The sequence below is a fragment of the Pontibacter chinhatensis genome, assembly GCF_900113285.1.
GTDB lineage: Bacteria > Bacteroidota > Bacteroidia > Cytophagales > Hymenobacteraceae > Pontibacter > Pontibacter chinhatensis.
Genome location: NZ_FOOT01000001.1, coordinates 743646 through 764465 on the forward strand (window position 1 = coordinate 743646; position 20820 = coordinate 764465).

The following is a 20820-nucleotide window of genomic DNA, read 5'->3' on the forward strand; positions in this document are numbered from 1 at the left end:
TGCTGTTGTTAAAGTATAAGCTCCGTAGCAAACGGTATTGGGAGTTACACCCCTATGGTCCCCTCAAGGGGACAGTCTGTATTCGTTCCATAGCAAAGGCTGTAGCTATCGAACCTGTTCCCAGCCTTTGGGTTGAGCGCCTTCTAGATTTCCGGTGCCGCTGTGGCGGCATTGCGACGTAGGAGCAAAGGAAATGTAGACAGCGCGATGCCCGAAGGCGAGGCCTCCCGGCCTTGAGGGAGCCAAGTAAGAGATGAAACAATAGCTTATGTAAGTCTGGAGGATGAACGGGGGCTAGAAAGTATAGCTTGTGTCAGTTGAGGGAAGCGGCGGCTATGAAAGTATAAACCGACAAGTATAGCCGAAGTATAAGTATGGCTTTTCAAGCCAGTTGGGTTACAAACCCAACATCATAGGTAGGCACGAGTTGCAAACTCGCGCCAGCGGGATGAGAAGCGGCGGGTATAAAGTATAAACAGAAGTTGCGGTAACAGTTCTTCCATACTTGAGGTAACTGCTACCGCACCTTCCACCTATCAATCTATACTTTAAACCCGGAGTTATACTTTCTCCAGCACCACGGCATACCCCTGCCCTACGCCTACACACATGGTAGCCAGGGCATAACGCTTATTGGTTCGCTGCAGAGAAAGAGCTGCACTGTGTACAATACGAGTGCCCGACATGCCGAGTGGGTGGCCGAGGGCAATGGCGCCACCATTTACGTTCACGCGCGGGTCCTCGTCCTCCAGACCTAAGGCACGGGTGCAGGCGAGGCTTTGGGCGGCGAAGGCCTCGTTCAACTCGATTATGTCCATGTCGTCCAGGCTGAGCCCTGCTCTTTCCAGCGCCTTTTGTGTGGCTGGTACCGGGCCGATGCCCATGATGCGCGGCTCCACTCCTACCACTGCCGAACTTACGATGCGGGCCAAGGGCTTAAGGCCATACTTCTCTACCGCTTCCCCGGACACCACATAGGCAGCTGCGGCACCATCATTCAAACCCGAGGCATTGCCGGCAGTAACAGTACCATCAGCCTTAAAAGCCGGACGCAATTTTGCCAAGGTTTCTACCGTGGTGTTGGGGCGGATAAACTCGTCTTCCGATACCACTACCGGATCGCCTTTGCGCTGGGGTATCGTTACAGGCATAATCTCCTCGGCCAGGATGCCGTTCTGCTGCGCCTGCGCTGCCTTGCGCTGCGAGTGGTAGGCAAACTTATCCTGGTCCTCACGGGAAATTTCATACTTCTCGGCCAGGTTTTCAGCGGTATTGCCCATGGGGTCCACGCCGTACATTTCTTTCATCTTCGGGTTGACGAAGCGCCAGCCGAAACTTGAATCATGCATCTGGGAATCGGTGCCGAAGGCTTTGCTCGGCTTGGAAACGACCAGCGGGCCACGCGTCATGTGCTCCACGCCGCCCGCGATAAATACCTCCCCGTCACCGGCTTTAATGGCACGCGCCGCGTTGATGATTGCGGACATGCCCGATGCGCAAAGGCGGTTAACCGTTTCGCCAGGCACGGAGGTTGGTAGCCCGGCCAGCAGCAACGCCATCCGGGCCACGTTGCGGTTGTCCTCGCCAGCCTGGTTGTGGCAGCCAAGTATAACGTCGTCCACTGCGTCCTGCGGGATGCCGGGGTTACGGCTTACTAGTTCCCGGATGACCATGGCCGCCAGGTCGTCGGTGCGCACGGGGGAAAGTTTACCGCCAAAGCTTCCGATCGGAGTTCTTATTCCATCTATGATATAGGCTTCTTTGCTCATACTTATACTTTTATACTTTGTCGCGGCAGCCATACTTGCTGGCGGCTACCCTAATCTCTCTTCAAAATGGGCCGATGTTTTAGTCCGCACTTCTTCCAGCGTAGCACCCGGCATCAGCTCCGTTAGCGTCAGCTGCCCGTCAATAAATCGGAACACGGCCAGATCGGTGACGATCATATCCACAGCCTTGAGCGCTGTAAGCGGCAGCTTACAGTCAGGTACTACTTTGGCAGAACCATCTTTGTTCGTGTGGGTCATGGTGATGATGAGCGTTTTGGCTCCGGAGGCCAGGTCCATGGCGCCGCCAACACCCAGCAGCGGTTGGCCCGGCACCGCCCAGTTGGCCAGGTTGGCTTTCTCATCCACCTCCAGACCGCCCATAATGGCCACATCCACGTGCCTGCCGCGGATCATGGCAAACGAGTCGGCACTATCGAAGTAGCTGGCACCCGGCAGGGCTGTTACCGGAATTTTACCGGCATTCACCGGATAATCCATCGCGCCTCCCCCGTCAGTTGGGGTTGGCCCGACGCCCAGCATCCCGTTCTCGGTGTGCATCACAATGCCATCTGCCGGCGTGATCAAATCCGCTACCAATGTCGGGATGCCGATGCCCAGGTTTACCACATCCCCTTTTTTAAGTTCCTTTAGAGCCCGGCGCGCCATGTGCATGCGTTTCTCATCCACTTTCTTAGACGAGGCCACCGATGCCGAGGACCCCAAGTCTTCCAAGGTTAGTTTGGCTTCTACGAGGTAATCCACAAAAGAGCCCGGCGTGTGCACGTGCTCCGGCGCTATCTCACCTACCGGCACAATTTCCTCCACTTCGACTATCACCAGGTCGGCGGCCGTGGCCATGGCACGGTTAAAGTTCTGCTCCGTCATGCGGTACGTGAGGTTACCGGCAGTATCAGCCCGCCAGGCACGGATAAAGGCCACATTTCCCCGGATGCCCTCAATAAACACCTGCTCTTTGCCTTGTATCACCTTTGTTTCGCGCCCTTTGGCGAGCTCTGTTCCGGCAGAGGTTGGAGTAAAAAAGCCGCCAATGCCTGCGCCACCTGCGCGGATGGCCTCGGCCAGCGTTCCCTGTGGCAGGAGCTCATACTCTACCTTGCCTTCCTGGGCAGCCTTTACGGCCTCCGGGTTGCTGGTAAAGAACGAACCGATCATCTTCTTGATCTGTCCGTTGCGCAGCAGCTTGCCGCCACCGATGCCGGCTTCGCCTACGTTGTTGCCAATAAAGGTCAGGTCTTTGGTGTTAGTTTCGGCCAGCGCGTGCATCAGGTGCACCGGGTTGCCTGTCATGCCAAAGCCGCCCTGCAGTAGTATATCGCCATCCTTTACCAAAGCAACGGCTTCTTCAAGGCTAATTTGTGGTACCGATTTCATATGTTCTAATTCTTTTGTAGAAGACTTAATCTTTTTGGAGGAAGTGCAGCATACTTTCAGCAAAGGCCTGAGGCAGCTCCACGGCGGAAAGGTGGTTGGCATCGAGCGTCACGTGGCGCCCTTGCGGCAAGCGTCTAACTATAAAGTCCCCGTCGGCAGGCGTGGTCACTTCGTCCTGCTGGCCACTGATGACGAGCACCGGCACCTGCAGGCGCTGCAGCTTGTCCCTGAAGTCAGCATCGCGTACAGCGGCGCAGCAGGACGTATAGCCCTGCACCGAATTCCGTGCGAACTTTTCCAGAATAGCAGCCACTACTTCAGGATGCTGCTCGCGAAATGCTGGCGTAAACCAGCGCTGCGCCGTACCGTCCAGTATACTTTCCAGGCCATGCTCCCTCACCTGTTTGATGCGGGAATTCCACCCTTCTTCGGTGCCGATCTTGGCAGCCGTGTTGGCCAGCACAATCTTTTTAAAGCGCTCCGTAGCATGAATGCCCAGCCACTGCCCAATCAGCCCGCCCATGGACAGGCCGCAGAAGTATACTTTACCTAGCCCCAGGTGGTCCAGCAATTCCACCACATCCTGCCCCAACTCCGCTATACTAACCGTGTCTGCCTGAATAGTGCTTTGCCCGTGGCCGCGCGTGTCGTAGCGAAGAATGTTGTACTGCGGACGAAGTATGGGATCCAGTTCATCCCACATCGTGTGGTCCGTTCCCAGGGAGTTGGAGAACACGATCGTATCTTCTTTCCCGGCATCCAGAAAAGTATAAAAGCAGGTATGGTTCGTTAGCTTAACAGTTGGCATAAGGCAGGTAAGTGTTCTGTAGTGATGATGCTGGCGCGCGCAGCTGGCAATGTGATACTTGGTGAACAACCGGAAGTATGGCTGCCATTTGCCATACTTCCGGTTGCTTGCTTGATGTTAGCGCGGACCGTGGGTTCTCTCAATTTCTGCGTCAAACACGCCTTCCTTCTCCTTATGCACTTCAAAATCGAAGTTGATAGAGGCAAAAGGCTCGTCGATGCCGAATTTTTCTTTGGCCTCAGACTCGGAGTAGCGGGTAATGTGTGGCACCAGGTCTTCGCGGGTGGCAAAGGCAAAGTCGTCCCAAATCAGCGGATCACCCTCGATGTTTATCTGTGTGGTAAGCTTGCGGTGGCCGGGCGCTGTTACAAAGAAATGTATGTGGGCCGGACGGCTGCCGTGGCGACCGAGGGCTTGCAGCATCTGATCGGTGCTCCCGCCCGGAGGGCAGCTATAGCCTACCGGCAAAAAGCTCTTGAATTTATACTTTCCTTCTGAATCAGTGATGATGCTGCGGCGCAGGTTGTAAGGAGGCTGGGAGGTATCGAAAATAGAGTACATACCTTTGAGGTTACAGTGCCATACTTCAACTTTGGCATTCGGAATAGGCGTGCCGTCCTGGTCTTTCACCTGGCCCTGCATGTACAGTCTTTCAGCACCTATTTCTGGCTCTGTCTCCAGCTCTGCATACCCTACCGACTCCGGAGCGCCCGGTACGTAAAGCGGCCCTTCGATGGTGCGGGGCGTGCCGCCGGTGATGCCTGCTTTCGCCTCGGCCTCGTCCATGCGCAGGTCCAGGAAGTGCTCCAGGCCGATACCGGCCGCCACCAGGCCCCACTCGTTGCTTCTGCCGGTGTTTGTCATCCAGTCCACGGCATGCCAGATTTCCTCTGGCTGTATATCCAGGTCTTCAATGGCGTAAAACAGGTCGCGGGTCAGGCGGTTCACGATTTCCTTCACACGGGCAGAGCCCTTGCTTGGATCCTCAGTGGACGTGATTCTTTCTATAACGGCATCGATTTGACTTCTTTCCATGGTCGTAAAGTTTTATAGATTATAGTTCGATTTGTTTTAAGGTGGTTAGTGGGCTTCCTCCTCGTTTTTGATGGAAGAGTAATGCTGGCAAAGGGCGGTTACCTCCACCTGCATGAAAGGGTACAGCGGGAGCGACATCAGGATGTCGTGCAACTCGCCGGCGCTGTCTACATTAAAGATGCTGATGTTGGCATACTGGCCGGCTATGCGCCAGATATGTGTCCATTTGCCTTGCCGCTGCAGTTCCTGCGAAAGGTTTTTTTCCTTGGCTTTCAATTCATCCACATAGGCCTTGTCCAGGTCCAGGGGGATGTTAACGGTCATGTGCACGTGAAATAGCATGGCTTATTTTCGTTTATACTTTTCTACTTGGTTTAGATCCAGTTCAATGCCCAGGCCCGGTCCCTGCGGTAGCTCCATCCCCCCGTTGGCATAGGTGATTCTTTTTTTCACGATGTCGTCGGTGAGCAGGAGCGGGCCGAAGAGCTCGGTGCCCCAGTCCAGGTCTGAGAGGGTGCTGAAAAGGTGGGCTGAGGCAAGGGTGCCGATGGTGCCTTCCAGCATGGTGCCGCCGTAGAGGCTGATGCCAGCGCCCCGGGCAATGGCCGCCTGCCGTTGGGTGTTGGTCAGGCCGCCGGCTTTGGAGATTTTGAGGGCAAACACGCTGCCGCCACCAATTTTGGCCAATTTAAAGGCATCGGATACCGTGGCGACGGCTTCGTCGGCCATAATAGGTACGCGGAAATAACGGGTCAGGCGGGCCAGCCCGTCGAAGTTCGTTTTCACGATCGGCTGTTCGATAAGATCCACGCCGGCCTCCTGAAGTTTGGCAATACCTTGTTTGGCCGCGCTTTCGGTCCAGGCTTGGTTTACATCCACCGTTACCTTCACATCGGCTCCCACAGCCTGTTTGATGGCAGCCACATGGGCGATGTCCACGCTGGGGTCTTTCCGGCCGATTTTAAGCTTGAACGTACGGTGGCGGCCGTTGGCCAGCAGGTCGTGGGCTTCCTGTATGTCTTTGTCGGTGTCGCCGCTGGCCAGGGTCCAAAGTACGGGCAGGGTATTGGTGACAGCCCCTCCCAAGAGATCGGATACCGGCACGCCCAGGCGCTTGCCCTGCGCGTCGAGCAGGGCGGTTTCGATGGCGGACTTGGCGAAATTATTGCCCTGTACCTGGTGCTCCAGTTCGGCCATTACCGCATTTATGCTGGTGGCCGGCTTGCCTACCAGCAGTGGAGCCAGGTAGGTGCCGATGGTAAACTTCATTCCCTCCGGAAACTCGTTCCCGTAGCTCAGGCCACCAATGGTAGTAGCCTCGCCAATCCCCTCTATGCCGTCGCTGCAAAACAGGCGCACAATCACCATGGTCTGGTTGCGCATCACAGCCATCGACAGGTGGTGCGGCCTGATGGTAGGCAGGTCTACAATAAGGGTTTCTATCCGCTCAATCCTCGCTTCTCTCATAGTATAACAATACGGGATAATCATTTAATAGTAAGCGCCTTAACTCATTAAGGGAGTAAGCACTCACTGATATAAACAAATTTACCCGATCTTGTCTCTAGGGAGTAGGACTTTCTATTTAATAGTATGACAAATCGAACATTTTCAGGGGAAAAAGCACCTAAGTGTGCTTCACGCCGATTTGCTTCCGGAAGGCCATGGGTGTCAGGCCGGTTCTTTTCTTGAAGAGCCTGGTAAAGTATGCCGGGTCATCAAAACCCAGCGCAAAGCATACTTCCGACACGGATTTTTCCACATCTGCCAAAGCTAGCTGCGCTTCGGTAATAAAGTAATCAATCAGGATGTCTTTGGGAGATTTTCCGGCTATACTTCGGCACACCCGGCTGAGGTGACCGGCGGAGATATGGAGTTGGCAGGCATACGCCTCTACCCCTTTTTTGTAGGAATGCTCTTCTTTGATGAGCTGCTGGAACCTGCGGAAGTATATCTTGCTCACATTGTCAGCCCCCATTACCTGCTTTCCGCTTCCGATGGAGAGGCGGAAGAGCTGCACCAGCAACTGCCCCACCAGGTAGTGCAGCATCAGCAATCGCCCCGGGTTCTGCTGGTTATACTCCTGCACGCACTTCTGAATAGTATGGCGTACTGCCATGGCTTCCGGGAAGTCTGATGATAGCGTGAACAGGTAAATGTTATCGAGGGTATAGACCACCTCCGCCTCCCGCTGCAGCATATGCTCCAGCACGGTGTCAGACAAGCTGATGATCCACCCGGATACCTCGCCCTGGTGCAAAAAGCCGTGTTCGTAGTTCTTGGGAACCGTGATGAGGGCAGGTCCCTCAATGGTGGTTTCCGCGGCGGCATGGTAAAGGACGGTAGTCCCCTGCTCCACCAAAAATATCTGGAAGAGGTTATTATGCGCGTGCAGCTTTACCTGCCCATCGTACTGCCTGCCAATCTCTCCAAAGGGGTGCACGTTAATCAATCCTTTCGCAAACTCGATGGAGTTGGTGCCATAGAGGCCCTTGTAGAAACGCTTGTCCGGCATGGCTCGGGGTGTTGGGTGGCAGAAATAAGACAGATTATTTAAAGCTAGAAAACCAGCAAAAGGATGCTTTGTTTCTAACTTTCTCGCTGGCCTTATAAAGTATAACTACCCCGAAAAAGTATAGAAGTGCCGTACATGCTTTGCCTCAGCGCCTGGTTCTGTAGGTGCGCACCGGGTAGAGGCGGTAATCCTCCAGACTCAGCACATAGGGCGTGCCATGCCAGTGCAGTACCGGCAGCATCTCCGCCGGATGCTTGCTATCGTGGGTGGGCACGTATACCATGGCGTTGCCCGCATAGGTAAGGTGGTCAATGCCCAAGCGGGAACTGATGTAATTCACAAAGGCCTCCTTTTCCTCCGGCGTCGAGGTAAACCCAATCTCACTCGTGGTAAGCCCATCCGAAAGATCCTCCCGCAAGTATACTATCGTGGCGTAGGTGTTGATGGCGATCTCAGGCAGGGCCAGTCGCGGCACTTCAATCTTCGCCTCGGCAATGGCTTGGTAAGCCCGCTGGCTTGTTTCCCGGTTCACGGTGCGGGCAGCCTTCACCTCCTTGTGCTCGCTGCGGAACGGGCCAAACACCACTGTCCGGCCCAACACCCCACCCGGCTTACTAACCGGCTGCGGCGCCCGCCTCGGCGGCTGTGACATCACATGCTCCTTCGCTTCCTGCTGGGCATCCAGAATGGCCGTGTAGGTGCTTAGAAAATGGTCAGTATGCTGTACATGAAAAAGCTCCAGTTCATTCACTCTGCCGCGCGACACTAAATAGGCATGGATGCGCCTGGTCTTCTCGATAACTAGCTTAAACTGCGCAGCATGGGGGGTGTGCCTATACCTGGCATAGAGGTCCTCCAGCGCCATCAGCCGCTGTTCCGACTCGCGGAGGTAAGGCATACTTCCCGTATCTGTGCTTTCGGGGCTACCGACTACTTTCCTGTTGCCGGTTTGTCCGTTCAGCCCGAAAAGAGCGCGCAGTATTTTTTTCATTTATGAAGGATCTTTTTCAGGTGCTGCGTTTCAATTTCTACCTGTACGGCATCGGCAGCTTTTAGCTCCTCCATGTAAAAGTCGAGCTTGTGCAAGTATAAATCCAGCAACTCCTCCTGCTCCCCTGTCAGGAGCTTATCAGGTGTTTGCTTTTTATCTTTCTCCGCAGCCATTATTCTGTTTCAATCTTTTTAGTCTTGCTGCTGAACGAGCCAATGATCTTGTTGTTGAGTTCTTCCTGTACCGCAGCCAGTTCTTTTACCGCTTCCAGGCGTTTGCGGCTTCCCTCCTCCGATATCTTTACCACGGCATCAAGGGTCTCCACCATGTCGCGGTTCACTTTTTTGAGCGTCTCCACATCCACAATGCCGCGCTCGTTTTCCTTGGAAGCGTTTACCACGTTAGTTTTGAGCAATTGCGAGTTCTTGAGCAGCATCTCGTTGGTGGTATCGGTTACCTTTTTCTGAATTTCCAGGGCCTTGCGCTGTTTCTCCAGCCCCAGGGCAATGGCCACCTGCTGGCGCCACACCGGGATGACAGTTACGATCGAGTTCTGAATCTTCTGGGCCAGCACATCGTTCGTAGTCTGTATCATACGGATCTGCGGCATGGACTGCGTGGCGATGGTGTGGGAGAGGGTCAGGTCGTGCACCTTCTTCTCAAGCCTGTCCTTAAAGGCGATCAGGTCGCTGAGGCGCTGCACCACCAGCTCATCCTGGTTGCTGCTCTCTACCTCGCCCTGTAACTTCGGAATCAGCTCGTTTTCAATCTCCTCTATCTTCATTTTGCCGGCAGCAATTACCGCGCGCACCTCGTGTATGTACTCCACGGCCTGCTTGAACATCACTTCCAGGCTGGTCGAGTCTTTAAGTATACTTTGGCGCGTTTTCTCCAGCTTTATTACCACATCGTCCACATTCTCAGAGATGGAATTGTACTGGATGGCCAGCTTTTTAGAGCGGTCTTCTATTTTTTTGCCAAACGGTAGCCTGGACAGGAAACTGCGCTTCTCCCCCTCGTCGATCTTGATCATGTTGATTTGGGTGAGCAGCTCGTTAATGGCTGTACCGGCATCGCCGGAGTCTTTCGCCTTCACCTTTGCCAGCAACTCGTTGGAGTAATGCCCGAGCTTGCGTTGTGTCTCCACCCCAAAATTGGTGAGGCTCTCGGGTTTCTCCGGGTCGATAGTCTTAGAAAGATCTGCGGCGCGCTGCTGTAGCAGCTCCTTGTTTTCGGTGATGGTGATATCTGTGTTATTTTCCATGGTTTTATTTAGCCAACGTTATTTTTACCCAGGGCGTCCAGTGTGTGCAGGCTTTTGCGGGCCTTGTCCTGGCGCTCCGTCGTTTCGTACCATTCAATATCGGATAATGGCAGATAATCTCCTAATAATTCGCGCACTTCCCGCATCAGGGCCTCTCCTTTTTTTGTACGGAACGAGGGGTTCTTGTAATAAGCGCTCAGGTATTCCACCTTCACCATACCAGCCTGCGTTATGGCAAGCTCCTTTACCTCCACTACCAGCTCCGATTGCTCGTTATGGTCTGACACGACGGTCCGGTAGACGCCCTGATGCCCTTCCTGCAGCACAGCCTGGCTGGCCTCCCGTGCCTGCTGAATAGCTTTGCGCAGGCTGAGGTTGGGTTTTAAGTAATGACCATACATATAGCCCAGTACTGCCCCTATAACGAATATCCAAAAGAGTAGCATATATGATTGTACTTTTTAGCTGATGTTTGCGTGTATACTTTTTTATACGGCGATTAAGGTTGGGTAGATGATGCGCTTCAACCGCCTCCCGCCACTGCTAAGAACAGGAACAAATCCTGAAAGTTCTAATGGCTGTGCCAGGTTTTTGTGATGTTGTGTAGATGTTACAGATCCCCAGCCCTCCCCTAAGAGCCACAATTCCATTGCTGCTTCAAGTTTTCAACATGGAGCTATTATGTGGCCAGTTTTCAACTGGCGGAACTTTAAAATGATTGCCATACGTACGCTCGCGAATTATAGGCCCTATTTGTATTCCAGGTTGGAAACCTAAAGTATAGAAATGCCGCTGCTATACTTGTTTACTAAGTGTAGCCCAAGAGGGCAGGAAGTTTTGCAGTACCGGGCCCAACCACCCCTACCCCTCCTTAGCCAAGGAGGGGAGTCTGTAGTTACTGAGGTTGAAGTATAAGCGCTGTAGCTGCTGTCCCTACAAAGTATAAACCCACCCCTAGCCCCTCCGAGGAGGGGAATTATACTTGCTCCTTCTCCTGTCATCTTGAGCGGTGAGAGAACTACCCGGGATTCTACACAGATCTCTCCCAAAGGTCGAGATGACAGCAAAGGCAGGGGCTATCGAAAGATTCCCAGCCTTTGGGTTGAGCGCCTTCTAGATTTCCGGTTTCGCCACAGCGAAATTGCGACGCAGGAGCAAAGGAAATGTAGACAGCGCGATGCCCGAAGGCGAGGCCTCCCGGCCTAGGAGGGAGCCAAGTTAGAGATGCAACTTTAGGCTCGTAAATCTGGAGGATGAACAGTAACTAACAAGAATACCTTAGTCCAAACAGAAGGAAGCAGGGGCTATGAAAATATAAACTAGCAAAGTATAAAAGTATAGCCAAAGTATAAAAGCATAGCTAACGCCGTTCTGAAGCTATACAGCCACCTCATTCCTGACAAGACTCATTCCTAACTAATTTGTACCTTTGCCCTACAAACCGGAAACAAAACCACGCCGGCAGCAACAAGCCTTTCGCCTTCATGACCCGCTTTATACTCTACACCCTTAGCTTTTTCATACTTTTGGCTACCGTAGCCGGCTGCTCCTTTCTACGGCTATCTCCTCAGTTTGGGGCCGAGGCAAAGGGTGCGCGCCTGGAAAAGATGCAGCAGTCGCCGAACTACGCAGAGGGTGTGTTCCAAAACCCTGTGCCTACCAACATGGACATCGGCTTTAAGGGATACCTCAAGCTGTTACACACGCGGATCTTTGGAGAGACAGTCGAGCAACTACCAGACCGCCCCATCCCCTACCTGCCTGTAAAAGCTGCCCATACCAAGACGACACAGGATACAGCTACCGTGGTCACCTGGCTGGGGCATTCTTCCTTTATCGTGGAGATAGACGGCAAACGCCTGCTGCTGGACCCCATGCTAGGCGATATCGCCTCCCCGCTGTCTTTTATGGGTCCAGAAAGGTTTGCTCCCTTACCCATCACTGCCGCGGAGATGCCCGCCATAGATGCTGTCCTTATTTCTCATGACCACTACGACCACCTCGATTATGGCTCGATACAAGCGCTCAACGAGAAAACCGGTCATTTTTATGTAGCACTGGGCGTGGGCGCCCACCTGGAGCGTTGGGGTGTGCCGGCTGATAAGATAACGGAAATGGATTGGTGGCAGGAGGCAAGCTGGCAGGGGCTCACCTTTGCAGCGACGCCTTCCCGGCACTTCTCCGGCCGCGGTCTTACTGACAGGATGAAAACTCTCTGGACCTCCTGGGTTATTATGGGTAAGGAGGACAGGATTTTCTTTAGCGGCGACACGGGCTATTTCCCGGGCTTTTCGGAAATCGGCGAAAAGTATGGCCCCTTCGATATTACCTTGCTTGAGTGCGGGCAGTACAACGAGCTCTGGCAGAGCATCCACATGATGCCCGAGCAAACGGTGCAGGCCCACCTCGACCTGAAGGGCAAGCTGCTCATGCCCATCCACTGGGGAGCCTTCTCCCTGGCCATGCACAGCTGGACCGACCCCATCGAACGCGTTACCAAAGAGGCGGCAGCACGACAGGTGCCCATCACCACGCCCCTAATAGGAGAACCGGTTATCCTGAATGGTTCTGCTCCGAAAACCGCCTGGTGGCGTCCTTAATCAAACCAGGCATCATCCAACATTATCCAGGCGAGGGCTGCCGGAAGCTTTGATAGCCACCAGCAGCCCTCGCCCCTATAAAAGTACGTATCACCCAACTCTTAGCCGCATTCATACTTAATTTCAGACCGTCGCTACTAATTTCCTCGGGCACGCATTTCTCTTGCAGACAGAATTACGTATAGAAATATACATCTTCATTGTCATCCTCCCTTTTAGGCGACCAACTATGGCACATACTTCCTGACGGCGATGCCAGGCCTCTATATCCTGAAACTATGAAAATCCTAGAACTTAAGATAATGCGTGGCCCAAACTACTGGTCCATTAAGCATCCGAAAATCATTGTGCTCAAGCTGGACCTGGAGGACCTGCAAAACACCCACACCGACGAGATACCGAACCTGGCACAGAGGCTCCTTAGGCTGTTCCCGGGCTTGCACAAGCACCGCTCCTATGTGGGCACAGAAGGCGGCTTTGTACGGCTGCTGAATGAAGGCACCTCCCTGAGCAAGGTAGTACAGCATATCGCCCTGGAACTACAAACAGTAGCTGGCATGGACAGTGGCTATGGCAGACGCTACGCCACCGATCAGCCCGGAGTGGATATTGTCGTGTTTTCGTACCAGCAGGAGCGGGCGGGCGAATATGCCGCCCACGCAGCCGTGCGCATTACCGAGGCTTTGGTGCGCGGTGAGCGGGTAAGTGTGGTACAGGACGTGGCCAGGCTCCACCAGATACGGGAGGACGAGTATTTTGGCCCTTCCACCGAGGCCATTGTACGCGAAGCGGTGAACCGCAACATCCCCTACATCCAGAACAAGGAGATGGGACTTATCCAACTGGGCTTCGGCGTACACCAAAAGCGCATTCAGGCGGCCATGACCAGCAATACCTCCTGCTTTGCCGTGGAAAATGCAGGCGACAAAAACCAGACAAAGCTCATTCTGGAAGAGGCAGGTATACCTGTGCCGTTGGGCAGGATTGTTAAAACATCCCGCGAGCTGGAGCATGCTATTGACGAGCTGGATTATCCCATAGTAACCAAACCCCTGTACGGCAACCAGGGTAAAGGCGCCAGTATAAACCTGCATACCTGGAAGGAAGCGTTGAAAGGTTTTACCGAGGCACAGCGCTTTTCAGAGGAGGTGATGGTAGAGCAGTTTATTCAGGGCTATGACTACAGGCTATTGGTGATAGACGGTAAGTTTACGGCCGCCGCCAGACGAACGCCCGCTCTGGTGGTGGGTGATGGCAAATCCACCATCCGGCAATTGATAAACCAGGTAAACAAAGACCCGCGCCGTGGGGTTGGCCATGAGAAAGCCCTCACCCATATCAAGGTGGATAAAATCACCAGGGGCATTCTGCGCGAGCGCGGACTTACCCTGCAGGCCGTGCTGCCGGCCGGTGAGGTACTGCACCTGAAAACGACCGCCAACCTGAGCACCGGCGGCACCGCCACCGATGTGACGGACCTGGTGCACCCCTACAACGTGCTGATGGCGGAGCGCATCGCCGGTATCATAGGCCTGGACATCTGCGGCATAGACGTCATAGCCTCCGACATTGCTATCCCGCTACCGGAGGCTCGCGGGGCCGTGATAGAAGTCAATGCCGCCCCTGGACTGCGCATGCACATCTCCCCTACCGAAGGCTTGCCGCGAAATGTGGCCGAGCCGATCATCAACATGCTGTTCCCGTTTGGCTGTCCGTCGCGCATCCCGATCGTGGCCATAACAGGCACCAACGGCAAAACCACTACGACACGCCTCTCGGCACACATCCTCAACTTTAAGGGCCATAAAGTGGGCTATACCACCACCGACGGCATCTACATACAGGGCAAACGGGTAGTAAAGGGCGACACGACCGGCGCCTATAGCAGCGAGTTCGTGCTAAAAGACCCCACCGTGAACTATGCCGTGCTGGAGTGCGCGCGCGGGGGAATGTTGCGTACCGGACTGGCTTTCAGGCAGTGCGACATCGGTGTTGTGATGAACGTGTCGGAAGATCATTTGGGCTTGGGTGACATCCATACCGTGGAAGATATGGCGCGTGTGAAAGCCGTTATCCCGAAAATCGTATGCTCGCAGGGCTATGCCGTTCTGAATGCTGATGACGAACTGGTTTACGAGATGAGTCATGGCTTGCGCTGCAAAATCGCCTTGTTCAGCCTTGACGAGGAAAACCCGCGCATTATGGCGCACATTGCCAAGGGCGGGCTGGCTGCCGTGTACGAGGCAGGTTTTATCTCCATTTTTAAAAACACCTACAAGATAAGGGTGGATCGGGTGGCCGACATACCGCTCACCTTTGGAGGCAAGGCCAAATTCAACATCTATAATGTGCTGGCAGCCACTCTGGTCGCGTACATTTCGCACTTGGAAATAAACGAAATCCGGACTGCCCTGCGCACCTTTATCCCCTCACCGGAAACCACTCCGGGACGTATGAACCTGTTCAGGCTGCCTAAGGCGGAGGTGCTTATTGACTATGCCCACAACATTGCTAGCATGCAGGCTATCAGCGATTTTATCAAGCACACAGATGCTTCCCCTAAGATTGGGATTATTGCAGGCATCGGCGACCGCCGCGACGAGGATGTGAAGCAGGTGGGCAGGCTAGCTGCCGAGGTATTCGACGAGATCATCATCCGGCAGGACAAGGACCTGCGTGGCCGCAACGGCGAAGAAATAAACCACTTGCTTAAAGAAGGCATTTACATGGTGAAGCCGGAACTGGAGCCGAAGGAAATTAACCAGGAAACCCGTGCCCTGGCCTATGCCCTGGAGTATGCGCCGGAAGGTTCCTTCATTGCGCTCTTCTCTGAGGACATACCTGAGGCTGTGAAGCTGGTGGAGAATTTCAGGGTAATCCAGCACCGGGAAGCTAAGAGCGAGCAGTAACGGCAGGGAATCAGAAGGACCATGTAAGCAAATAAAAAAAGCCAGCCCCACCCAAAGGGTGAGGCTGGCAGGTTCTATCGTTTATACTTGATTTTTAGTTACCCGATGGGAAACGCAGCCCCAGCGTCAGCATAAATACTGAGTGGCGGGCGTTTGTCAGGTCCCCCTCAAAGTTCACGTCCTCTTTCACGAAGTCGGAGAAGGCGCCGTTGTAGCGGATGCCCAGGCTGATGCCGTTGCTGGCTTTAAAGCCAAGACCTGCCGCGTAACCTACCTCAAACTCCGAAAGGCCGTCTTTGCTCTTGGCATCTTTCTCGCTGGAGATGCGGGTGCCGTCGCCGTCATAAAGTTCGGTTTTGTTGTTCACGCTCAGCAGGTAGCTCAGCTGCGGGCCAAACTCAAAGTATAGCGGACCGGCATTGAAGTGGCCCAGCACCGGCAGTTCCAGGTAGTTGTAGTCTACGCTGCCCTCACGTCTTCTTTTCTGCAACAGCAGGTTCGTATACTCCTCGCTGTTGTTTTTGAAGCCTTTTCTGGAGTATAACAGTTCCGGCTGAATGGAGAAGAAATCCTCCACTACCGGGAAGTTCACGGTAAGACCTCCGTGAAAGCCCACCTTGTTCTCGAATCTGTCTTCGTTTTTCAGGTCGCCGGACAGGTTGCTGAGGTTAGCACCGCCCCTTACGCCCAATGTTGCCTGCGCCTGCGCAGCGGTAAATGTGCCAAAAGCCAGGGCTGCTGCAAAGAAAAACTTCTTCATCATAATGATAAGTATGTTAGTTTGGTAGTAAACGGGCAATATACGTGCCTTCTTATATAGCCGGTTGCTATGTAATATTTAATAATAAATCGTCGGCGCACCTAGCAGCACCAGTAAGTAACAGACTTTCAGGTCGCTACTAACATCCAATAAAGTACACATCGGTAAAGTGCTAAAAAACTTCTTCGATTGGGGTAACATTTCCCTGAAAAAATGAAGCAGTAAAAGTATAAGCATGCTTCACTGTTAAGCGAGAGAAAGTATAAACCGGTGCATTATCCATGCTTTAAAATTAAGCTGCTGTCCCACCCTACAGCGGCACGTATCAGTACAATTCCCTACCTTTGGCCATGGATTTTATTTCTATTGATTTTGAGACGGCCACGCCGCAACGCGATAGCCCCTGTGAGATAGGTTTGACGGTGGTCCGGGACAGGCAGATTGTAGAAACGCGCTCTTGGCTAATCAAGCCTTTGTACTATCCGCACTTCAACCCCTTTAATGTGGCCGTGCATGGCATCAGACCAGCCGATGTGAAAGACCAGCCGGACTTCCGGGAGTTGTGGCCGGTGCTGCAACCCTACCTGGAGGGGCAGTTCCTGATAGCCCATAATGCCAGCTTTGACATGAGCGTGCTGCGCAAAACACTGGCTACTTACAACATCCCCTTGCCCGAAGCCAGCTATGCCTGCAGCCTCAAGTTCTCCAAGAACATCTGGAAAGGCATGAGCAAGTATGACCTGAAAACACTCTGCAACATGCACCACATCAACTTCCTGCACCACCGGGCAGCATCAGACGCCGATGCCTGCGCGCGGTTATCTATTAAAGCCTTGGAACAGACCGGCACAACCACAGAAGTAGAGTTCGCTGATAAAATGGGCAGCAAGATAGGCCGTTTATAGCTATGTGACTTTAGAGGCGTTCCTGATTTTCAAAAATTAATTTTATATTTACTATATGATTTATATCATTCATGGATTTTTTGAAAATCACAGTAACAACAGGTTTATCCGTTAATGCCTGGCTCAGACCTTCTCTCCCACTTCCAGAACATCAACACCTGGAAAAGCAAGGGCACGCGTGCGCCGCACAAGCCCTTGCTAATACTTATGGCCTTGGGAGAAATGCAAAGAGGCAACACCGGCTTTATACCTTATACTTCTATTGAGCCTAAGCTAAAGGATCTCCTAATTGACTTTGGACCTTACCGAAAGAGTTATCACCCCAACTTCCCATTCACAAAGCTTGCTAACGATGGGCTTTGGCAGTTTAATAAACCTGACTTGCTAAACACCAGGCAGGACTACAGTTCGAAGTTCCTTCGCGACCATGACTTGCAGGGGAAGTTTCCGGACGAAGTTGCCCAGCAGCTGAAGCAAAATCCGGACTTATTAAGAAGTGTGGCGGAAAATATACTGGAGCAAAACTTTCCGGAGACACTGCACCAGGACATACTGGATGCTGTTGGACTAGATATCTCAGTTACTCCTGCAACTCAACTCATAAAGCGTACCCGTAAACGCGACCCGCTCTTCCGGGAAAGCATTCTGAGGGCATACGAGTACCAGTGCGCTGTTTGTGGTTTTAGTGTTAGGCTGCGGCACCAGCTGTTGGCCCTAGAGGCTGCGCACATTATGTGGCACCAGGCTGGAGGCCCTGATGTCGAAGTGAACGGACTGGCCCTCTGCGCAACCCATCATAAGTTGTTCGATATGGGAGCCTTTACGGTAACAGAAGAACTAAAAATGCTGGTGTCGGACGAAGTAAACGGTATTGGTGCGCAGGATTGGCTAATCCGGCATGATGGGAAATCTATCAAACCGCCGCAAAAGAAAGCCTTTTATCCCAACCCCGAGTATACTGCCTGGCATGTGAACGAGGTGTTTAAAGGAGGCTACAGAGATTCGTAAGTTTATACTTTCTATACTTACAATCTATACTTTAAAGCTCTTCTATACAATCCCGTTCCCTCTCTAAACCTCCATTCTAAGTGCAGCTTAGGTACATTAGAAAATAAAGTACAGTGGCAGTAGTCTATGTCAGGCAATGCTGAAACTGAGCTGCATCCGGAGTTAAGTACTTCTTCACGCAAATAATTAATTTCAACCTAACCTATTTTTAAAGTATGAGCGCAGAAAACAAACTCCCCTACTCAGCCAAATTCCGTGTTGGCGAAGAAGTAACTGTAAACGGATCATATACTTTAGAAGGAAGAAAAGTAACCTTCGGAGCCCTGGGTGTAGTACGGAAAATAAAACATACTCCCAAAAGGGGCTGGCGCTTTGTGGTAGAGCTGCATAACGGGGAGCAAAAATGGTTTTATCAGAAATCAGTGCAGAAGTATAAACCGAAGTTTGTGATTAGTTCTATACTTTAGCGGCACATATATACTTTATTTAAATCATACTTAAGCATGACCCAACTCCCCCATTATACTTCCATCGCCAGTGTGGCTTTTAACGATTACCTGGACAACCGGATAGAACTGGACGATCTGATTGCACGACTGCGGGAGATTGAGCTGCAGGTGATGCACGACGATGAGGCAGAAGAGGAAACGGGGAAAGTGCTGTGGTTCCGTTTCTTTAACGGCGACCCATTCCAAACCACCATCAGCGACATCGAAAACGACCTGAGCGACCCAACTCACCCCAGTGCACGCATCCTGTTGCAGGGCATCGCCCTGGGCCTCGACTCCAACGAGCTAGAAGTACATTACTCCTGGACAGGCTTTACGGAAAGTTGAGAAATTTTTCCGGGATGGCCTGAGCCACAAGCAAAGCATCCGAAAATAGTGTACCTTTCGGTAAACCATTAACCCTAAACTTATGGCAAAGTCTAAAGACGCGAAAAAGGAAGTTAAAAAGAAGCCGGCTAAAACCGACAAGGAAAAGAAAGCCGCTAAGCTGGAAAAGAAGAAGAACAGCTACGACTAAGCATCTCTGGGCGCCTTGCTGCAAGGTATGGCGCTGGCATACATAAGGCAGCAGCAAATGTTTTTGCTGCTGCTTTTTTTTGTGGGTGGCTGTATTTGGAGGACCGTATAATACTTCATTACTCTGTGTCCAACCACCCCTACCCCTCAGAGCTACGCTCGCTACCTTCGAACTCGCGTTCTCGGTAGTCTAAGGAGGGGAGCCTGTTGTTACTTTGGCTGAAGTATAAGCTAGGTAGCTTTAGCCTTTGCGCGGACAGGTCGCGACCTGTCCCTACAAAGTATAAACCCACCCCCAGCCCCTCCGAGGAGGGGAATAATACTTGCCCCTCTTCTTGTCATCTCGAGTACTCTTGAGGCGAGAGCCGAAAAGAGCCAGCGTAGCTGTGAGAGATCTATCGGGAATTCCACCATCCAGATCTCTCCCGATGGTCGAGATGACAGCAGTGGCCGTGGCTATCGAATGCTTCCCAGCCTTTGGGTTGAGCGCCTTCTAGATTTCCGGTGCCGCTTCAGCGGCATTGCGACCGAAGGGTAGCAAAGGAAATGTAGACAGCGCGATGCCCGAAGGCGAGGCCTCCCGGCCTGGGAGGGAGCCAAGTAGGAGATGAAACAATAGCTTAAGTAAGCCTGGAGGAGGAACGGTAGCCAGTAAGAACAGCTTAGTTCAAGTAGAAAGGAAGCAGTGGCTCGGGAAAGTATAAACTGGAAAGTATAAAGTATAGCCGAAGTATAAGTATGACTTACTCGAGCAAGAAACTCCTCTTGTTTTAAGAGAAACTGAAGAAACTACCGGTGCTGCTCATACTTACCAGCCGCCAGCACTTCCTGCAACTGCCTTACTTCCGCATCTGTCAGCGGCTCGGCTTGGGCAGCCAAAAGTGCGTCTTCCAGTTGCTGCTCCGTGCGGATGCCGAGCACGGCAGAGGTAACCGATGGGTGATGCAACACGAACCGGACAGCCGTTTCAGAGGCCCTCCTGGTTTTGCCGGCCACAACCTTGACGGCCTCGGCGGCCTGCTGTACTTCCTCCAAAGTATAAGTTAGGTAGGATTTGGCAGGTTTATCGGCCAGCAGTCCCTGTGCCATACTTCCGCGTGCCAGCACCCCAATCTGATGCTGCTGCAGTAGTTCCAGCACCTCCTCTTCGGGGCGGCGGTCCAGCAAGCTGTACTGCAGCATGACGCTAGCTATATTGGAGCGACTCACATACTCCCGAATTACGTTTGGCCTGATGGACGAGATGCCGTAATGCCGGATCTTGCCCTGCTCCTTCAGCTGCTCAAAGGCCTCTATGGTTTCATCGATAGGGTCATCAATAGTGCCGCCGTGCAGTTGATAGAGATCGATATAATCGGTTTGCAGTCGCTTCAGGCTCTCCTCCACCGCCTGCAGGATGTAGGCTTTGCTCGGGTTCCAGTCCCAGCCGCTGCCATCGGGGCGCCATTGGTTACCTACTTTGGTGGCCAGAACTACCTTTTCGCGCATCCCCTTAAAAGCCCTGCCCACTACACTTTCATTCTGCCCCTTGTCGTAAAGATCGGCGGTGTCAAAAAAATTGATGCCCTTGTCCAGCGCTTGGTGCAGCATTTTTATACTTTCCTCCTCATCCCCCTGCAGCGACATGCAGCCAAAGCTAACCTCACTAATATTTAAGTCTGATTTTCCGAGTTGTTTATACTTCATACCCTTGGTTTGATGATTTGCTAAAGTATACATAACTGGTAAAAGTATAGATGGTTGCCAGCGAAGAAGCAGAAAGTGTGCTCACAGCGCTTTGAAACTGGGAGTTGAAGTCAACAATCCCGTGTAGGAAGAGAATTTGGAAAGGTTGATTTC

19 protein-coding genes are annotated in these 20820 nt (G+C 52.7%); 6 read left to right on the forward strand and 13 right to left on the reverse strand.

Going from position 1 to position 20820, the window contains the following annotated elements:
* Window positions 1–560: 560 nt before the first annotated feature.
* From pcaF to BM040_RS03195, 11 genes are all read right to left on the reverse strand, one after another.
* Window positions 561–1802, reverse strand: a complete 1242-nt coding sequence (gene pcaF, locus BM040_RS03150; protein ID WP_317040151.1) for a 3-oxoadipyl-CoA thiolase — start codon at window positions 1800–1802, stop codon at window positions 561–563.
* Window positions 1803–1814: 12 nt separating this feature from the next.
* On the reverse strand, window positions 1815–3161 hold the full coding sequence (locus BM040_RS03155; protein WP_092098941.1) for a 3-oxoacid CoA-transferase: 1347 nt from the start codon (window positions 3159–3161) through the stop codon (window positions 1815–1817).
* A gap of 25 nt (window positions 3162–3186) precedes the next feature.
* Window positions 3187–3969: a 3-oxoadipate enol-lactonase gene (pcaD, locus tag BM040_RS03160; protein WP_092098943.1), complete on the reverse strand. Its 783-nt coding sequence runs from the start codon at window positions 3967–3969 to the stop codon at window positions 3187–3189.
* Window positions 3970–4086: 117 nt separating this feature from the next.
* Window positions 4087–5004: a catechol 1,2-dioxygenase gene (gene catA, locus BM040_RS03165; RefSeq protein WP_092098945.1), complete on the reverse strand. Its 918-nt coding sequence runs from the start codon at window positions 5002–5004 to the stop codon at window positions 4087–4089.
* 45 nt (window positions 5005–5049) lie between these two features.
* Window positions 5050–5346, reverse strand: coding sequence for a muconolactone Delta-isomerase (gene catC / locus BM040_RS03170; RefSeq protein ID WP_092098947.1), 297 nt, complete (start codon window positions 5344–5346; stop codon window positions 5050–5052).
* Window positions 5347–5349: 3 nt separating this feature from the next.
* Window positions 5350–6471 carry a muconate/chloromuconate family cycloisomerase gene (locus BM040_RS03175; RefSeq protein WP_092098949.1) on the reverse strand — a complete coding sequence of 374 codons (1122 nt, stop codon included), beginning with the start codon at window positions 6469–6471 and terminating at the stop codon, window positions 5350–5352.
* A gap of 160 nt (window positions 6472–6631) precedes the next feature.
* The gene (locus BM040_RS03180) at window positions 6632–7519 is read right to left on the reverse strand and encodes an AraC family transcriptional regulator (protein ID WP_092098951.1); all 888 of its coding nucleotides are present in this window, start codon (window positions 7517–7519) and stop codon (window positions 6632–6634) included.
* Window positions 7520–7664: 145 nt separating this feature from the next.
* Window positions 7665–8510, reverse strand: coding sequence for a hypothetical protein (locus BM040_RS03185; protein WP_092098953.1), 846 nt, complete (start codon window positions 8508–8510; stop codon window positions 7665–7667).
* The gene (locus BM040_RS21645) at window positions 8507–8683 is read right to left on the reverse strand and encodes a hypothetical protein (RefSeq protein ID WP_175490960.1); all 177 of its coding nucleotides are present in this window, start codon (window positions 8681–8683) and stop codon (window positions 8507–8509) included. The genes BM040_RS03185 and BM040_RS21645 overlap by 4 nt, the downstream gene beginning before the upstream one ends.
* Window positions 8683–9774, reverse strand: a complete 1092-nt coding sequence (locus tag BM040_RS03190; RefSeq protein ID WP_092098955.1) for a toxic anion resistance protein — start codon at window positions 9772–9774, stop codon at window positions 8683–8685. Before BM040_RS03190 ends, BM040_RS21645 begins: the two co-directional genes overlap by 1 nt.
* 8 nt (window positions 9775–9782) lie before the next feature.
* Window positions 9783–10220, reverse strand: coding sequence for a hypothetical protein (locus BM040_RS03195; protein WP_092098957.1), 438 nt, complete (start codon window positions 10218–10220; stop codon window positions 9783–9785).
* 1038 nt (window positions 10221–11258) lie between these two features.
* Here BM040_RS03195 and BM040_RS03200 point away from each other — a divergent pair.
* Entirely contained in the window at window positions 11259–12374 is a 1116-nt protein-coding gene (locus tag BM040_RS03200; RefSeq protein WP_092099449.1) for an MBL fold metallo-hydrolase, read from the forward strand.
* Between the two features lie 278 nt (window positions 12375–12652).
* Window positions 12653–15283: a cyanophycin synthetase gene (cphA, locus tag BM040_RS03205; RefSeq protein ID WP_092098959.1), complete on the forward strand. Its 2631-nt coding sequence runs from the start codon at window positions 12653–12655 to the stop codon at window positions 15281–15283.
* A gap of 94 nt (window positions 15284–15377) precedes the next feature.
* On the opposite strand, the gene BM040_RS03210 is transcribed toward cphA, so the two are convergent.
* Window positions 15378–16046 (reverse strand): porin family protein, encoded by a 669-nt coding sequence (locus tag BM040_RS03210; protein WP_245756080.1) that lies wholly within the window; start codon window positions 16044–16046, stop codon window positions 15378–15380.
* Between the two features lie 347 nt (window positions 16047–16393).
* Here BM040_RS03210 and BM040_RS03215 point away from each other — a divergent pair, with 347 nt between their 5' ends.
* From BM040_RS03215 to BM040_RS03230, 4 genes are all read left to right on the forward strand, one after another.
* Entirely contained in the window at window positions 16394–16948 is a 555-nt protein-coding gene (locus BM040_RS03215) for a 3'-5' exonuclease (RefSeq protein WP_092098961.1), read from the forward strand.
* Between the two features lie 114 nt (window positions 16949–17062).
* Window positions 17063–17956: a phosphorothioated DNA-binding restriction endonuclease gene (locus BM040_RS03220; protein ID WP_092098963.1), complete on the forward strand. Its 894-nt coding sequence runs from the start codon at window positions 17063–17065 to the stop codon at window positions 17954–17956.
* Between the two features lie 215 nt (window positions 17957–18171).
* Window positions 18172–18423 (forward strand): hypothetical protein, encoded by a 252-nt coding sequence (locus BM040_RS03225; RefSeq protein ID WP_092098965.1) that lies wholly within the window; start codon window positions 18172–18174, stop codon window positions 18421–18423.
* A gap of 36 nt (window positions 18424–18459) precedes the next feature.
* Window positions 18460–18792 carry a hypothetical protein gene (locus BM040_RS03230; RefSeq protein ID WP_092098967.1) on the forward strand — a complete coding sequence of 111 codons (333 nt, stop codon included), beginning with the start codon at window positions 18460–18462 and terminating at the stop codon, window positions 18790–18792.
* A gap of 978 nt (window positions 18793–19770) precedes the next feature.
* Here the strand turns inward: BM040_RS03230 and BM040_RS03235 are convergent.
* A complete protein-coding gene (locus BM040_RS03235) occupies window positions 19771–20667 on the reverse strand; it encodes an aldo/keto reductase (protein ID WP_092098969.1) in 897 nt (298 codons plus the stop codon).
* Window positions 20668–20820 lie beyond the last annotated feature (153 nt).

Coding starts and splice junctions, on each gene's coding strand:
- pcaF (WP_317040151.1), bottom strand. CDS start 1,802: ATGGCTGCCGCGACAAAGTATAAAAGTATAAGTATGAGCAAAGAAGCC.
- BM040_RS03155 (WP_092098941.1), bottom strand. CDS start 3,161: ATGAAATCGGTACCACAAATTAGCCTTGAAGAAGCCGTTGCTTTGGTA.
- pcaD (WP_092098943.1), bottom strand. CDS start 3,969: ATGCCAACTGTTAAGCTAACGAACCATACCTGCTTTTATACTTTTCTG.
- catA (WP_092098945.1), bottom strand. CDS start 5,004: ATGGAAAGAAGTCAAATCGATGCCGTTATAGAAAGAATCACGTCCACT.
- catC (WP_092098947.1), bottom strand. CDS start 5,346: ATGCTATTTCACGTGCACATGACCGTTAACATCCCCCTGGACCTGGAC.
- BM040_RS03175 (WP_092098949.1), bottom strand. CDS start 6,471: ATGAGAGAAGCGAGGATTGAGCGGATAGAAACCCTTATTGTAGACCTG.
- BM040_RS03180 (WP_092098951.1), bottom strand. CDS start 7,519: ATGCCGGACAAGCGTTTCTACAAGGGCCTCTATGGCACCAACTCCATC.
- BM040_RS03185 (WP_092098953.1), bottom strand. CDS start 8,510: ATGAAAAAAATACTGCGCGCTCTTTTCGGGCTGAACGGACAAACCGGC.
- BM040_RS21645 (WP_175490960.1), bottom strand. CDS start 8,683: ATGGCTGCGGAGAAAGATAAAAAGCAAACACCTGATAAGCTCCTGACA.
- BM040_RS03190 (WP_092098955.1), bottom strand. CDS start 9,774: ATGGAAAATAACACAGATATCACCATCACCGAAAACAAGGAGCTGCTA.
- BM040_RS03195 (WP_092098957.1), bottom strand. CDS start 10,220: ATGCTACTCTTTTGGATATTCGTTATAGGGGCAGTACTGGGCTATATG.
- BM040_RS03200 (WP_092099449.1), top strand. CDS start 11,259: ATGACCCGCTTTATACTCTACACCCTTAGCTTTTTCATACTTTTGGCT.
- cphA (WP_092098959.1), top strand. CDS start 12,653: ATGAAAATCCTAGAACTTAAGATAATGCGTGGCCCAAACTACTGGTCC.
- BM040_RS03210 (WP_245756080.1), bottom strand. CDS start 16,046: ATGATGAAGAAGTTTTTCTTTGCAGCAGCCCTGGCTTTTGGCACATTT.
- BM040_RS03215 (WP_092098961.1), top strand. CDS start 16,394: ATGGATTTTATTTCTATTGATTTTGAGACGGCCACGCCGCAACGCGAT.
- BM040_RS03220 (WP_092098963.1), top strand. CDS start 17,063: ATGCCTGGCTCAGACCTTCTCTCCCACTTCCAGAACATCAACACCTGG.
- BM040_RS03225 (WP_092098965.1), top strand. CDS start 18,172: ATGAGCGCAGAAAACAAACTCCCCTACTCAGCCAAATTCCGTGTTGGC.
- BM040_RS03230 (WP_092098967.1), top strand. CDS start 18,460: ATGACCCAACTCCCCCATTATACTTCCATCGCCAGTGTGGCTTTTAAC.
- BM040_RS03235 (WP_092098969.1), bottom strand. CDS start 20,667: ATGAAGTATAAACAACTCGGAAAATCAGACTTAAATATTAGTGAGGTT.